Annotated in this window: 1 pseudogene; it reads right to left on the bottom strand. The window is 46.5% G+C overall.

The window, feature by feature from the left end:
* A pseudogene (locus A3729_RS10715) lies at positions 1-381 on the bottom strand (Vi polysaccharide biosynthesis UDP-N-acetylglucosamine C-6 dehydrogenase TviB); the annotation flags it as partial.

The following is a 381-nucleotide window of genomic DNA, read 5'->3' as shown; positions in this document are numbered from 1 at the left end:
ATAAAGGTCATCAATAAAAGTTGCCGCTTCGGGCGTTGAGCCAGAGGTAACTTTGAGAATGTTCGTGACACGGTGTTCTTTATCGCCAGGATTGATTCGTTCCGGGCTGTATCCCGCAAAGAAATCTTCATTTAGCTTCAAACCAGAGCCTTGCTCGATTAGTGGTAAACAGTCTTCTTCGGTTGCACCCGGGTAAACAGTCGACTCGTAAATAACGTAATCGCCCTTTTTGACTACTTTGCCAAGCATCTCGCTCGCTTTGATTAGCGGCGTTAGGTTTGGTGTTTTGTAGTCATCGATCGGTGTAGGAACTGTGACGATATAGACGGTAGCATTCTTGATATCATCGAGCTGGGTTGTGAAGGTGAGGTGTGTGCTCTC

It is taken from the genome of Oleiphilus sp. HI0043 (assembly GCF_001634935.1).
The sequence above is the reverse complement of the archived record's forward strand: the minus strand, read 5'-3'. Positions and strand labels throughout refer to the sequence as shown.